This window comes from Providencia sp. PROV141 (assembly GCF_028481645.1).
Classification (GTDB): domain Bacteria; phylum Pseudomonadota; class Gammaproteobacteria; order Enterobacterales; family Enterobacteriaceae; genus Providencia; species Providencia rettgeri.
On the sequence record NZ_JAMPPR010000006.1, the window covers coordinates 1 to 13747 of the forward strand.

A 13747-nucleotide genomic window follows, 5' to 3' on the forward strand; every position below is an offset into this window, starting at 1 on the left:
TTCTTCGGCAGCTTGAATTGCAGCTAACTCGGCTTGGCGACGCTGCTCTTCCGCTTCCTCTGCCGCTTGAATCGCGGCTAACTCAACTTGACGCTGACGTGCCATTTCTTCTTCAGCGAGACGCATTGCTTCAGCTTCTTGGCGTTCGCGCTCGGCTTTTTCTTCCGCAAGTTTTTTCTCTTCGGCTTCCTGGCGTGCTTGTTCCGCTCGCTCTTGGGCAGCTTGAAGTTCTGCTAGCTTAGTTTCCCTCTCGCGTTCAGCTTGCTCTGTTGCCGCATCAATCGCAGCTTGTTGTGCTTCATACTGACGCTGAGCTTCATCTTCTGCCGCTTTAATAGCAGCTTGCTCAGCTTGATGTTGGCGTTCCGCTTCGGCTGTTGCCGCATCAACTGCAGCTTCATGGGTTGATTGGTTTTCGACGTCGTTAACTACATCATTCTGTTGAACTTCTTGTTGCTGGGTTTCTTCTTCATTTTTACGCCCAAACCCTAACCATGAAAAAAAACCTTTTTTCTTGTCTTTAGCCATTTGCCACTACACTCCTCGCGGTAAAAATATGGCACTCGATAATCAAATCGCAATAAAATTATATGCAGTCTACCATTTCATCGCTCAGCAACACATATCTGAAAGAAAAATCCTGCCAATTTAATCTGAATTTTCGTGTTAAAACTGTGAAAATGAAGCTCTATAATTGAAATACGGCCAATCAGAGATAACAACACTGCAACTTATCGCCTGACAGGTATACAATAGTAACAATCAAATTTAAGTACATAAACCCGTTAAGCAGCAATAAACATTATGGCAAAAAAACCACAGTCCCCCTCTTTAGGGCAAATTCGTATTATCGGTGGAAAATGGCGCGGAAGAAAGCTGCCAGTTCGTGATAGTGAGGGCTTACGCCCAACTACAGACAGAATTAAAGAAACATTATTTAACTGGTTGATGCCAATCATCCGAGATGCGCGTTGCTTGGATTGCTTCGCAGGCAGTGGCTCACTGGGCTTTGAAGCCCTTTCTCGTTTTGCAGAAACAGTCACCTTTATTGAGCTCGATAAACAAAACGCACAATTATTGACTGAAAATAAAACTCGCTTACAAGCCGACAACGCAACCGTAGTGAATCACAATAGCCTAAATTTTTTAAGCCAAGCAGGTACACCTTTTGATGTCGTTTTCATTGACCCACCATTTCGCAAAGGGCTACTCAATGAAACCATTCAATTGTTAGAAAAAAATCAATGGTTAGCTGAAGAAAGCTGGATATACGTTGAGTCAGAAGCGGAGTCACCACTTACTGACATTCCAGCTAACTGGCAACTTCATCGCGAAAAAATAGCTGGGCAAGTCGCATATCGCCTTTTTATTCGAACTTCACTTTAGGGACAAAAACATGTTTATCAATATTGGACGCCTGCTCATGATTTGCGTTTGGGGTTTTATGGTCTTTAACCTCGTCCATCCATTCCCTAAGCCATTGAAATATTTTATGGATATTGCAATGGTGTTCATGGTATTTATGCATGCACTGCAAACTATTTTCCTGAAAGCAACGCTTCCTAAAGGGGAAAAAATCTCTGGTTTAGTTCAACTACGCATTTTCTTTTTTGGCGTATTCGAAATGCTAGCCATGCAGAAAAAAACTAAAGCGGCTTTAGAAGAAGCAAAGAAAAGGCAATCAGACCAGTAAAAACTTTATGATGCAGGCTCAAAACGAATAAACCGAGTTCCTTGCATCGTGAGTTTTCCTTCACTGCCTAACATAACGCTTTGGTATTGTTCTTCTGTCACAATCGTTTTGATAATTTCGCCGCTTGAGCGTGTTTTGAAATAAATTTCATAGCGGAAGGTTTCAGGGGAAACGACATCTCGTTCACGAGAACGCATGTTAGGATAAGGGTAATCCTTTTTATTATCCACCTTGACCAAATAAGTCACCGGCAAAGAATTATCATTAATTTCATTTTGCTTACGTTGGTCAAAAAAACGCTTAGTGGCAAGAACTGCAATGACCGCTAAAACAATGATCAATAATATGGGCTTGTTCATAATGTATGCTTTTTGCTTAAAAAGTCCGTCATGATAGTTTATCTTATTTAACTAAACAGGACACGTTTCTAAGTTGCCAGATCACTGCCGTGTCATTCATTGAACATATAAGGATGTGTATATGATTAGTTGGCCATTCCTCGCAGTACTCTTTTCTGGTTGGTTATATGTCGATGCCGCCTATCGAGGACCTGGGTGGCAACGTTGGTTATTTCGCCCGATCACGCTGCTGCTTTTATTACTTTGGGGGTGGAGTTCCGATGATCTTAACCTGCAAAACTACCTCATTCTTGCTGGGTTGCTAGTTTCTCTTGTTGCGGATCTTTCTCGTATGCTTTCAAGTGAGCACTTACTAGCTTCTGTCGCATTGATGTTCTTAAGTTATTTGATTTACACCATCAGCTTTGGAATGCAGCTAAATTTCGGGCTCTATCTACCTTGGCTAGCTGCCCCTCTGATTATCGCTGCCATTACTTTAGTATTTATTTGGGGCAAACTTGATAATCTTCAATCCATTGTTTTTGCATCACTAATAATGTGTATGATTATGGCGTGGGTTGCTGGTGACCAATATTTTGGTCTCGGTCGTGAATATAATTTTTCAATCATGGTTGGTGCGTCTCTGCTATTTCTTTCTAACTGTGTTTGGCTAATAGCTCGATTCCGTATTCCTTTTAAAGCCTCAAAAGCCGTTGTTGCGGCTCTCTATTTCCTTGGGCAGTTCTTTATTGTGCGGGCAATCTACTTGTAATTAGCGTCTACATAAGACTATGCCAATTGACTAAAAGTGCTATTTGAGAATTTTATCAATTGGCTCCCTCTTTTGGGTTTGACTCTGGAGTAGACTCCAGAGTGTAGACTTATCAACAATGAATGATAAAACGGATCATTGCTTGATAAGGGGGCGCTTATGCACTCACACTCTCATAAAGAAAATCATGTACATAGCAGTTCTTGTTGCTCTAGTAACAATACTTGCTCATCGGCTATCGCTGAAAATGACAAAAAAGTGAGTAACGACTCACATACTTCTGAGCACAATGCTGTGAAGAAAAACCTTGATGATGAAGAAGAAGCTATAGGGGGCTATTCCTCCCATGAGCATGTGGCGGATGACAATCATCATGAAAAACATAACCACCAGCATAGTAATAGCTGTGGTTTACCCCCTGATGTCGCGAATGAAGTTGAACCAACCCAAACAGCGAGTCAACGTTTTAGCTGGATAATCCGTGGTATGGATTGCCCAAGCTGCGCAAATAAAATCGAAACTGCAGTTAAGCAAATCAGTGAAGTAAAGCAAGCCAAAGTATTATTTGCCACAGAAAAACTTGTGGTTGATGCCAACACCGATATTAGTGTGGCAGTTCGCTCTACCGTTGAAACTGCGGGTTATGAATTACTTGAAGTCGGTGGCAATAGTGCGACAGCTGCACCCCCTCCAAGCTTACTCAGCGAAGCTAAGCCCGTTATTATATTAGCGATTTTGATGGCTATCAGCTGGGGAATTGAATCATTCAGCCCACAAGTCGGTAAGATAGCCTTTATTTTGACAACCCTATTTGGGTTATATCCGATTGCTCGTAAATCACTGCGCTTAATGCGAACGGGTTCACCTTTTGCCATCGAAACGTTGATGACGGTTGCCGCAATAGGCGCAATCTTTATTCAAGCGACAGAAGAAGCTGCAATGGTTATCTTACTGTTTATGTTAGGCGAAATGTTGGAGTCTTATTCAGCCGGGAGGGCCAGACGAGGTGTTAGCGCCTTAATGGCACTGGTTCCAGAAGATGCCGTTTTAATCAAAAATGGGCAAAAAACGACGATTCCCGTTGCACAATTACGGCCAGGAGACATTATTGAGATTGCACCAGGTGGGCGTTTACCTACCGATGCTGTGTTAGTTTCAGGTTTTGCTAGCTTTGATGAGAGTGCTTTAACGGGGGAGTCTGTGCCTGTCGAACGTAATGTTGGAGAGAAAGTGGCAGCAGGCTGCTTATCTGTAGATAGAGCCGTTCAAATGCAGGTGGTATCAGAACAGGGGCAAAATGCGATTGACCGCATTTTACAGCTGATTGAAGAAGCAGAAGAACGTCGCGCACCAATAGAACGTTTTATTGATCGCTTTAGCCGTGTATACACACCAATCATCATGCTGATTTCCGCATTAGTGATTGTTATTCCACCTATTTTCTTCAGCGCACCATGGGAAACATGGATTTATCGCGGGTTAACACTGTTATTGATTGGTTGCCCTTGCGCATTAGTGATTTCAACCCCTGCAGCAATCACCTCCGCGTTAGCAACTGCTACACGGCGCGGGGCCTTAATTAAAGGTGGCGCAGCACTTGAACAGCTGGGCACTGTCACCACAATTGCTTTAGATAAAACAGGCACACTGACAGAAGGTAAACCCCATGTCACTAACTTAGTGCCTGTTGAAGGCTTGTCAGAAAGTGAATTAGTGCAAATCACCGCATCTGTTGAGGTTGGCTCTCACCACCCACTTGCTAAAGCAGTAGTTAATAAAGCGGAAGAACTTTCTTTGACTGTCACTGAAGCGCAAGAGCGTAAGGCACTGGCAGGAAAAGGAATTGAAGGATACCTTAATAACAAACATATCCTTGTTAGCGCACCAAACCGCCTTGATACGCCATTAAATAGTGAGTGGCAAAGTAAAGTAGAAACCTTAGAAGCAGAAGGGAAAACGGTTGTTGTCACACTCGAAAATAACCGCATGATTGGTTTAACCGCACTGCAAGATACATTGCGCAAAGATGCTGCGGATACGATGAGCATGCTAAAAACGCTCAACGTGAATGCCGTGATGCTGACAGGTGATAACCCTCGAGCAGCAAGTGCTATTGCAGGCCAATTAGGCATGGAATACCGCGCAGGGTTATTACCGGAAGATAAAGTCACTGCGGTTATGGAGCTTAACCGAAACCACAGCACGATGATGGTCGGTGATGGCATTAATGATGCTCCAGCAATGAAAGCGTCTAGTATCGGTGTTGCCATGGGCAGTGGTACGGATGTGGCATTAGAGACTGCCGATGCCGCGTTAACTCATAACCGTTTAACTGGGCTCGCAGAAATTATTGCGCTATCTCGCGCAACACGAAAAATCATTCGTGAAAATATTGCGATTTCCTTAGGGTTAAAAGCGATATTTCTAGTGACCAGTTTATTAGGAATTACTGGGCTTTGGGTCGCTGTACTTGCTGACTCCGGTGCAACAGCACTCGTTACAGCAAATGCGGTACGTTTACTGCGAGTTAAATTACCGCAAGTTAAAAAATAACTTTAATCAACTGATTTAAACGCCACAATAAGTGGCGTTTTTTCTTTTACAACCTTTCCAATAAATACTTTAATTACAATATGTTAAATGAAATTTCAACTTAAGAATTAGGACTAACTTTTTCTCCATCAACCCCAGATTCCGCTAAAATGCATTTTGAAAATCACTCTTTTGGCAAGGTACTAGCGGGTATTAGGTATGGTAAAAAATCACAGTTCAACGCCACATGACGCTGCATTTAAAGGGTTCATGTCTAAAATTGATAATGCACGTGATTTTTTTGATATTCATTTGCCCGACCATATTAAGCAATTATGTGATTTCAAAACATTAGCGATAACAAATTCTTCTTTCATTGATAACCAGCTACGAACTCGTCTTTCGGATATGCTCTACACTGTCGAGACACAGCAAGGTGAAGGTTATATTTATATGTTAGTTGAGCACCAATCAACACCCGATAAGCTAATGGGTTGGCGGATGATGCATTATTCGTTCCTTGCCATGAATCAACATTTACAACAAGGCCATCATGATTTACCACTGGTTGTGCCAGTTTTATTTTATCATGGAAAGGTAACGCCTTATCCATATGCTAAGCCGTGGACACACTGTTTTCCGTGGCCAGAAATTGCATCAAACTTGTATAGTCAGCCATTTCCGCTCGTCGATATTACTGTCATTGATGATAATGAACTCGTAAACCATCGCAAAGTTGCAGTGATGGAGCTGGCGATGAAACATCGGGACCTAAGGGATAACATTGAGAAGGTAACGCAACTGTTAGCCGAAGCGATGAATAAAAACTACCACCGTAGTGATGATGTTATTACTATTTTTAACTACCTATTTATTACTATGGATTCACCTCATTTTGAAACAGTGGTCAATCAACTTATATTTCAATTAGAAAACAACCAAGAGGCAATTATGAACATCGCACAACGATTAAAAGATCAGGGATTACAAGAGGGAATTGATATAGGAGTAAATAGAGGCATTGATATAGGAGTAAATAAAGGCATAGATATCGGAGCAAACAAAAAACAACATGAAGTTGCACTGAAAGGTTTACAACTCGGTACAAGTATTGAACTTATCAGCCAGCTTACTGGATTAAGTTATAAGGAAATATTAAACCTGCAATAATAGCCCCCACCTCTTGGCAGGGATTAACACACAAAATGAAATTAGCTAATGGCAGCTAGCTCGATTTTTTACGTAACAAATAACGATACGGGGCATTGTCAGCCTCTACCGCTAATAAATCATGCTCCATAAAGCGACAGAAACCTGGGATATCCCGTGTGGTTGCTGGGTCATCAGCAATAATTAACAACGTTTCCCCATCAGCCATATTACGAACTGTTTTGCGCACTAACATCACAGGCTCTGGGCATCGTAACCCTAGCGTATCAAGGGTTTTCGTTGGATTAGCAAATAAATCAGACATTAAAAAACACTTTTAAAAGGAATCAATAGACTGATTATATAATAAAATGCTCATTGATAAATGAACAGTTTTGCTTTTGTTGCGCAACGAGCGTATGATGCGCTGTTCCCAAATGCTGGGATGTATTTCATGGGTTCCCTCACCCCATTGTGACTAAAAAGGTACAATATGTTTAATTTTACTGCGCAGCAAAAAGCCACTGCGTTAATTTGGCTTTCGTTATTTCATATTTTAATCATTACCTCTAGTAACTACCTCGTGCAGTTGCCAATTAATATTTTTGGCTTCCATACCACTTGGGGTGCTTTTACTTTTCCATTTATTTTCCTTGCAACAGATCTAACTGTCCGTATTTATGGCGCACCGCTTGCACGCCGGATCATCACCGCCGTTATGCTGCCCGCACTATTAATATCCTATGTTATTTCAGCGTTATTTTTCCAAGGTGAATGGCAAGGTTTTACCGCTTTATCTGAGTTCAACCTATTCGTTGCGCGTATCGCCGCGGCAAGCTTTATGGCTTATGTACTTGGTCAAATATTAGATGTCAGTGTATTCAATAAGTTACGCCAAAATGCGCGTTGGTATGTGGCACCTGCCTGTGCCATGTTCTTTGGTAACTTAATTGATACTATCGCATTCTTCTTTATCGCATTTTTCCGTAGTAGCGACCCATTCATGGCCGCAAACTGGGTCGAAATTGCATTAGTTGACTATGTTTTCAAGCTACTTATTTGCATGCTGTTTTTCTTGCCTGCTTATGGTGTGCTTTTGAATTTTATCTTGAAGCATTTCTTTGCAAACTCAGATAAAAAACAGTTAGCCAATCAGCACTAAACAAAAAAAGGAGATAGCTAAATGCTATCTCCAAATAAATTTAACTGAGCTAAAACAAAGAATAACAACCCTACAATTCGATAAGTAACAGATCACAAAGCTTTTGCTAGGAGTGAAATCGGGTGCTCACACTTCTTACTTGTCGACATCTCAATCTGCCACTTACAGGTTTCACAGTCTGTAATCACCATATCAGCGCCACTTTCTTCGATTTGGCGGAATAATCCAGCCCCAATCCCTTGAGAAACTTCATAATTTTCTTTTTTGAAACCATATGTACCAGCGATACCACAACATTGTGAATCCAGCACAATCAACTCCACACCCGGTACACGCTTAATTAACTCTAACGTATAGGAAGTCCAACCCATTTTTTCCATATGGCATGGTGTATGGTAGGCCACTTTTAAAGGCGTATGTTTCAGCTTGAGCTCGCGCCCTTCTTCAAGTAAACGATAAATATAACGCGTTGCGAGTTCGATGTTATCCCTCATCGCAGAAGTATCGACATCGAGTACATGTGTATATTCATCACGGATGGTAAACGTACACGTTGATGACGTTGCAACAACGGGTATATGTTTTTCAAGGATAGTTTCTTGCAAGGACTCTAAATTAACATTCGCTTGACGCTTCGCCTGTTTCATAAAGCCATTGGCAATTAACGCCACGCCACAACATTTTTCACGCTTAAGTAGCTGAACGCCAATATTCATGCCATTAAAGACTTTAATTAAGTCCTTACCTAATTGAGGGTGGTTGTAATTTACATAACAACCATGGAAGAACGCAACTTGCTCTTCAAATTTAGCTTGTTCCGCAGCTTGTTTTGCGTACCAGCGGCGGAAAGTCCCAAACGAATATTTAGGTAATTCACGGCGATGGTCTATTTTCAATGCTTTATCAAGGATTTGACGTACAGGTTTTAGCCCTGTAATGGTATTCACCACGGGTGCAAAAGGCGTTGATAGCGAGCCCATTAAATCTGTATGGCTAAGAATTGCATCACGAATTTTAGGCTTCTGTTGGCTATAAGTATTGCGAGCGCGAGCAATGATATCGCCAATTTTCACATCCGACGGACAAGCCACTTCACAACGCTTACAATTTGTACAATATTTAAGTGCTTCGTCATATAACATGGGGTCTTTTAAACGTAAACGCTCACCATCTGGCCCTGCTTGTTTTGGCCCTGGGTACAATGGATTAACTTTTGCGACAGGGCAATAAGTGGTACACACCGTGCATTTTATACAGCTTTCAAAGCTTGCATCTTGAATACTCATTGTGCCACCTCCGCCTGCATCGCTTTATTTTTACTCATTTCATTGATTATTTGATTCGCTGCATATAATGCGCTAATCATTGATACACCAGCGCCACAGCCTTGAGTAAGGGGGTCAAAACCGCCTAATACGGCACCTGCCACATAGAGATTAGAAATCGCTTTCCCTCCCTTTTGTGCTCGTAGTTTTTCATCGGTTTTCACACCAAAAGCCATATAAGGCTGGGAAGCGAAAAACTCTTTATTGGTCCATTTTGCACGTTCTGAAATTTCACACAGATCCAATTGCATCAAAGGCTCATAGATACGGTCAAATTCGGCTACCAACCCATTATTGAAAAAACTCCCTGTCGCCAGAACGAAATGCTTAGCTTTTAAAGAGATATCACCATGATTGCGAGTTTGTACCGAGTCAATTACCCCATCGAAACAATTCACTGAAGTAACTTTATCACCCGGCATCACAATACCGCCTTGGCGACGAAATTGACGCAGTAGCAACTCATGTAAGCGAATACCTAATAATGATGGCGGTAACGTCGGCAGCAAGAATAAGGGCTTGCCTAACCGTTTTTGTAACTCAATTAATGGCTCATCACTATCAAGTCCTACACAAGCAGGCATGAATATAGTGTCAGCATCAGCAACTAACGGAAGAATTTCTTCAACCATTTGCGCCATATTCTCCGGCCTATCCAACCAACGAGCGACATTAATTGCCCTAAATTCACTCGGGTTTTCTCTCAAACGGTCAAGTAAAGGTAAATGAACATAATGAGAACTGGCTTCTATCCCATCACGTTGTAGTTCATCCGCCACCATTTGTGGTTGGAAATCTAAAAACCCTTCGATACCAACAACCGCAATTTTTCCCATTGCCATTTTTTGATGTAAGCCCACCGTTGGGACAGACTCAGGACTGAGCCACGTCATGCGCTTATGGCCTAAAGGTGTAATGCGATAATGATTTTCTTCACAAGCGCCTTTTAAATGGACTCCTGCTTGCTGCAATATTGACTGTGCCATATGCGCTAGCTCAGTAACTTGCGATTTTCCAATTAAACTATAAGGGTGAGCTGGCGACTGTTCCTTTAACGCATCAAGCATTTCTAATGGTTTTTCGGCAACTTGCCCATCCGGTAAATGTGTGAGCAAATCTAATGAACCTGAAGAAAAATGCAGCGCATTTTGCCCAGCGCTAACAATTGCACAAGACAGGCTTGATTGTGTTAAACGAATACCACAAAGTAACCCTGCTAGGCCGCCGCCCATTACCACAGCATCATATTTCATTATCAGCCTCCTTCTGTGCATCCTTACCTAGTGTCGCTTCGTTCATGCCACATAATCCATGATATACCCAACTGGTAAATTCACTTTCACGCAGTGCATCCCCCCAAGCAATTGGACGTACACCTTTCCATCGCTCATTCAGGAAGTGGCCAAGTTGTTGCTCTGTTTCATGAGGCGTTGTGACATTAAAACGATTGAGTAAGCCCGCAGCCCTGCAAGCACATAATTCACCTTGGCAAGTTCCCATACCCACTCGGGTACGGCGCCTTAAATCAAGCAAGTTATTGACCGTCAATGAATTAACAGCATAACGTACTTCACCAGCAGTAACGGCTTCACACTCACAGACTAAACTTTTATCGAGCCTATCCGTACTGAGAATGGCAGAAGCTCTGTCACCATGACGGTAAACCGCTGAACCACGAATAGGGGCTGGAATAGAAACAACATTACGTAAGGCTTCTTCTGCACTGTGCTGCGAGCCTGGTAACGGCGCTTCTGCGGTTGTACATTTGGCGCTGTGGCCCAGTTTTTCGCAAACTTTATCTGTAGCCCATTCCGCCATCAGGCGATAAGTCATCAACTTGCCACCCGTAATGGTGATGAAACCTTCTAAGCCATCACGTTTAGCGTGGTCTAACAACACAATACCGCGGCTCACATTACGCCCTGATGGGTCATCATCACTGGCAACTAATGGTCGAACGCCTGCATATGCACGTAAAATGCGCGTTGTCGCAAGTGCAGGAGATAGCATTGAACCTTCGCGAATAAGAATATCCACCTCTTCAGGGGTGACATACATATTATCAATTTGATCATATTCAATATGAGTCGACGTGGTGCCAATCAGGGAAATAGTATCGCCGGGAACCAAAATATCGGCATCTGCAGGTTTACGGCAGCGGTTTATCACCATGTTATTCAAGCGGTGGCCTAAAATTAATAGTGCGCCTTTTGCAGGGAACATTTTAATTTTTAATTCGCCATACTCTGCGATTTTTTGTCCCCAAATCCCACCAGCATTAACAACAATTTCTGCATAAATATCATACTGTTTCTTGGCATGGTGATCATAAACCGTCACGCCACGTACCGTATCTCCATCCCGAATCAAACCAATGACTTCGTGATAAGTTAACACTTTCGCGCCATGCTCTCTGGCATCTAACATATTTGCCGCTGTCAAACGAAATGGGTCAACCGTGCCATCAGGAACACGAACCGCACCTATGAGATGAGGGTTAACGGAAGGTTCAAGGCGAATCGCCTCTTTAGGGTCAATCGCCGTTGCATCAATACCTGCAGCTTGGCAAGCCGTAATGAATTGTTGCTGATACTCTAAGCTGTCTTCGGGGAGGGTAATAAACAAACCATCTGTTCGCTCAATACAGTGATGCGCGATACGCTTTAAAATCTTGTTCTCTTCTATACATTCTCTGGCAGATTCTCCATCTGTGACTGCATAACGCGCGCCACTGTGAAGTAATCCATGGTTACGCCCAGTCGCTCCAGTCGCAATATCATGCCTTTCGAGCAAAACGGTTCTTAGACCTCGGCGAGCGCAGTCACGAGCGACCCCTGCACCTGTTGCGCCACCACCAATAATGATGACATCCGTTTCAGTCACAGATGAGCCATTCATGTCGCATTCCTCACATTAATAAACGTTTCTATAATAGATAAGTATAGGTTCTATTTTTATAATCTATTATTAAATATAGCCCAGAAACGCGATCAATGTTTGATAAGGAACAAAAACGAAAGTGATAGATCCATTTTTAGTGTTTTAAAGAGCAAAATCGTGATGAAAATCACAAAATAATTAACATTTCTAGTTCCATTCTATTCACAAATGTCATTTACTATGCAACTTCATAAACAAAATCAATAATTGTGCGTTGGATTACAGATAAATTGTTTTTTAACGACTACAATTTAGAGCAATTAAGAAAATAAAGACTCTTAAATTACTCGATTATTTTCGTTTTTGTTACTTCACCAATAATAAACACTCAATCTTTCTCTGAAACAGAGAAATGGAAGTGTAAATAAAAATTAGCATGCCATCGGAGGCGTATATGTTAAGCATTTTTAAACCAGCACCTCATATACAGAGGCTGCCAGCTGATAAGGTAGATCCTGTCTATCGTAAGCTTCGCTGGCAGATCTTCATGGGTATTTTCTTTGGTTACGCAGCGTATTATCTAGTCCGAAAGAACTTTGCGTTAGCGATGCCATATCTTGTTGAACAAGGTTTCTCTAAAGGTGACCTTGGTTTTGCATTATCAGGGATCTCAATTGCTTACGGATTTTCTAAATTTATCATGGGGTCGTTTTCCGACCGCGCAAACCCGCGTTATTTCTTACCAGCAGGTTTGATTCTCGCCTCCGCGGTGATGTTAATCATGGGCTTCGTGCCATGGGCAACATCGAGCATCATGATCATGTTCGTATTACTGTTCCTTTGTGGTTGGTTCCAAGGTATGGGTTGGCCTCCTTGTGGACGTACCATGGTTCACTGGTGGTCACAAAAAGAACGTGGTGGTATTGTTTCGGTTTGGAACTGTGCGCATAACGTTGGTGGCGGTATCCCACCATTACTGTTCATGTTAGGTATGGCATGGTTTAACGACTGGAAAGCCGCACTGTATATGCCTGCATTGGCCGCTATCCTCGTTGCGATTATTGCATTTGCATTAATGCGTGATACCCCGCAGTCTTGTGGTCTTCCACCCATTGAAGAATACAAAAACGACTACCCAACAGACTATAAAGCATCCGATGAAGAAGAGTTAACAGCAAAAGAAATCTTCATGAAGTATGTTTTCCCGAACAAACTGTTATGGATGATTGCAATTGCTAACGTGTTCGTTTACTTACTGCGCTACGGTGTTTTGGACTGGTCTCCAACTTACCTACGTGAAGTAAAACACTTTGCAATGGACAAATCTTCATGGGCTTACTTCTTATATGAATACGCAGGTATCCCAGGAACATTACTGTGTGGTTGGATGTCGGATAAAGTCTTCCGCGGTAACCGTGGAGCCACTGGTGTGTTCTTCATGGTTCTGGTAACCATCGCAACTATCGTGTTCTGGATGAACCCAGCGGGTAACCCAAATATTGATATGGCATGTATGCTGATCATCGGTTTCTTAATCTATGGTCCTGTTATGTTGATTGGTTTACACGCCCTTGAACTTGCACCGAAAAAAGCAGCTGGTACAGCCGCAGGATTTACTGGCTTGTTCGGCTACCTCGGTGGTTCTGTAGCAGCAAGTGCTATCGTCGGTTATACCGTAGACTACTTCGGTTGGGACGGTGGCTTCGCAGTCATGATCGGTGGTTCAGCATTAGCGGTTGTTCTACTGTTTATCGTCATGTTGAGCGAAAGCAAACATAAACGTGAATTAGCAAACTCACAATAGACATTCATCAAATGTTCATTGTTAATCGCTAGACTCGTGGGCTATATCAAAAAATGATGTAGCCCATTTTTTTACCCAAATAAAGTGCCAAG

At 42.4% G+C, this 13747-nt stretch carries 12 protein-coding genes and 1 pseudogene; 7 read left to right on the forward strand and 6 right to left on the reverse strand.

Annotation, left to right across the window (positions count from 1 at the left end; genetic code table 11):
• Positions 1 to 528, reverse strand: a pseudogene (locus PSF09_RS04145) (signal recognition particle-docking protein FtsY); the annotation flags it as partial.
• Between the two features lie 276 nt (positions 529 to 804).
• Between PSF09_RS04145 and rsmD the strand changes: the two are divergent.
• Together rsmD and PSF09_RS04155 are read left to right on the forward strand one after the other, a co-directional pair.
• Positions 805 to 1386, forward strand: coding sequence for a 16S rRNA (guanine(966)-N(2))-methyltransferase (gene rsmD, locus PSF09_RS04150; RefSeq protein ID WP_210838010.1), 582 nt, complete (start codon positions 805 to 807; stop codon positions 1384 to 1386).
• A gap of 10 nt (positions 1387 to 1396) precedes the next feature.
• The gene (locus tag PSF09_RS04155; protein ID WP_004908141.1) at positions 1397 to 1693 is read left to right on the forward strand and encodes a DUF1145 family protein; all 297 of its coding nucleotides are present in this window, start codon (positions 1397 to 1399) and stop codon (positions 1691 to 1693) included.
• Positions 1694 to 1698: 5 nt separating this feature from the next.
• Here the strand turns inward: PSF09_RS04155 and PSF09_RS04160 are convergent, their stop codons facing one another.
• Positions 1699 to 2052 (reverse strand): DUF2500 domain-containing protein, encoded by a 354-nt coding sequence (locus PSF09_RS04160; RefSeq protein WP_272683524.1) that lies wholly within the window; start codon positions 2050 to 2052, stop codon positions 1699 to 1701.
• A gap of 121 nt (positions 2053 to 2173) precedes the next feature.
• Between PSF09_RS04160 and PSF09_RS04165 the strand changes: the two genes are divergently transcribed.
• From PSF09_RS04165 to PSF09_RS04175, 3 genes are all read left to right on the forward strand, one after another.
• Complete coding sequence (locus PSF09_RS04165) at positions 2174 to 2803, forward strand: lysoplasmalogenase (RefSeq protein WP_272664371.1); 630 nt, start codon at positions 2174 to 2176, stop codon at positions 2801 to 2803.
• Positions 2804 to 2962: 159 nt separating this feature from the next.
• The gene (locus tag PSF09_RS04170; protein WP_272683525.1) at positions 2963 to 5356 is read left to right on the forward strand and encodes a zinc/cadmium/mercury/lead-transporting ATPase; all 2394 of its coding nucleotides are present in this window, start codon (positions 2963 to 2965) and stop codon (positions 5354 to 5356) included.
• A gap of 198 nt (positions 5357 to 5554) precedes the next feature.
• On the forward strand, positions 5555 to 6505 hold the full coding sequence (locus PSF09_RS04175; RefSeq protein ID WP_272683526.1) for an Rpn family recombination-promoting nuclease/putative transposase: 951 nt from the start codon (positions 5555 to 5557) through the stop codon (positions 6503 to 6505).
• A gap of 55 nt (positions 6506 to 6560) precedes the next feature.
• Here the strand turns inward: PSF09_RS04175 and tusA are convergent, their stop codons facing one another.
• The gene (gene tusA / locus PSF09_RS04180; RefSeq protein WP_004258596.1) at positions 6561 to 6809 is read right to left on the reverse strand and encodes a sulfurtransferase TusA; all 249 of its coding nucleotides are present in this window, start codon (positions 6807 to 6809) and stop codon (positions 6561 to 6563) included.
• Positions 6810 to 6977: 168 nt separating this feature from the next.
• On the opposite strand from tusA, the gene PSF09_RS04185 reads away from it, so the two are divergent.
• Positions 6978 to 7646, forward strand: coding sequence for a 7-cyano-7-deazaguanine/7-aminomethyl-7-deazaguanine transporter (locus PSF09_RS04185; RefSeq protein WP_272683527.1), 669 nt, complete (start codon positions 6978 to 6980; stop codon positions 7644 to 7646).
• A gap of 92 nt (positions 7647 to 7738) precedes the next feature.
• On the opposite strand, the gene glpC is transcribed toward PSF09_RS04185, so the two are convergent.
• From glpC to glpA, 3 genes are read right to left on the reverse strand one after another with little or no spacing between them, the layout of a single operon-like run.
• On the reverse strand, positions 7739 to 8932 hold the full coding sequence (glpC, locus tag PSF09_RS04190) for an anaerobic glycerol-3-phosphate dehydrogenase subunit GlpC (RefSeq protein ID WP_272664375.1): 1194 nt from the start codon (positions 8930 to 8932) through the stop codon (positions 7739 to 7741).
• Entirely contained in the window at positions 8929 to 10224 is a 1296-nt protein-coding gene (glpB, locus tag PSF09_RS04195) for a glycerol-3-phosphate dehydrogenase subunit GlpB (RefSeq protein WP_272683528.1), read from the reverse strand. Before glpB ends, glpC begins: the two co-directional genes overlap by 4 nt.
• The gene (gene glpA, locus PSF09_RS04200) at positions 10214 to 11869 is read right to left on the reverse strand and encodes an anaerobic glycerol-3-phosphate dehydrogenase subunit A (RefSeq protein WP_272664377.1); all 1656 of its coding nucleotides are present in this window, start codon (positions 11867 to 11869) and stop codon (positions 10214 to 10216) included. The genes glpB and glpA overlap by 11 nt, the downstream gene beginning before the upstream one ends.
• A gap of 436 nt (positions 11870 to 12305) precedes the next feature.
• Between glpA and glpT the strand changes: the two genes are divergently transcribed.
• Positions 12306 to 13655, forward strand: coding sequence for a glycerol-3-phosphate transporter (gene glpT, locus PSF09_RS04205; RefSeq protein WP_272664378.1), 1350 nt, complete (start codon positions 12306 to 12308; stop codon positions 13653 to 13655).
• The last annotated feature ends 92 nt before the right edge of the window (positions 13656 to 13747 follow it).